Raw genomic sequence first — 767 nt, 5'->3', positions numbered from 1 at the left:
GAGACAACGAGCGCATTTAAAAAGGTAAAAATGCTCTCACGTAGAAAAATAATCAAAAGAAATACCCTTTTTATCCACCTTCAACAGATGTAGCGAAAATAAAAAACCTAAATAAAGATATTTCTCTCCACACACTGAAATAGTAATAGAAAAGTGAGTTCTATTAAACAACTTACAGCATGATTAAAATAGTTTTCATTGAACTTGCATATTAAGGACTTCACCAATGACAGCACGCGTTATTTTGCTTTTTCTTTGTAATGCCAACCGATCAACAGAGGCAATAACACGCTTCAACGAAAACAAAGAACGCTCACAACGGTTTACAAGATAATAAACAGTATCCGGATGAACAGTAATCTGTCTATCAGAAAAAAGTTTAAAAGCAACAGCTGTTAACAATGCATCATCAGGCTGATTGATCGCAACTAACATAATCGAATTAAGGCGACTTTTAAGATCATTTAACTTTAAATTCCATGTTGAAGGTACTGTACGTGCCGTCATCAACAAAGTAGCTTGGCACATATCAAGATTTGCTTGCTTAACGCTATTAATTAAGTGAAAAAGCCCTGTCTCACTGATTTCACCCAAATCAATATCCTCGATTAAAAATGATCTACCTGAAGAAGCCACAGCAATAGCTTGATCGATCTCATTGCGATGAAATCTTAAAGCATCCGCTTTCTCAGCCCATACACTAGAAAAGTGGGTTTTACCAGATCCTTCTTTTCCAACTAAAACTGCAATAGGTAAGATCCAATTCG

1 protein-coding gene is annotated in these 767 nt (G+C 35.6%); it reads right to left on the bottom strand.

Going from position 1 to position 767, the window contains the following annotated elements; translation table 11 throughout:
• Window positions 1-195 precede the first annotated feature (195 nt).
• On the bottom strand, window positions 196-767 hold a 572-nt coding region (locus tag ACFINS_RS10140; protein WP_375706194.1), incomplete at its 5' end, for a hypothetical protein.

It is taken from the genome of Bartonella sp. AA2SXKL (assembly GCF_042197205.1).
Classification (GTDB): Bacteria; Pseudomonadota; Alphaproteobacteria; order Rhizobiales; family Rhizobiaceae; genus Bartonella.
Note: the sequence above shows the minus strand (reverse complement) of the source record. Positions and strands in the feature narration are given on the sequence as shown.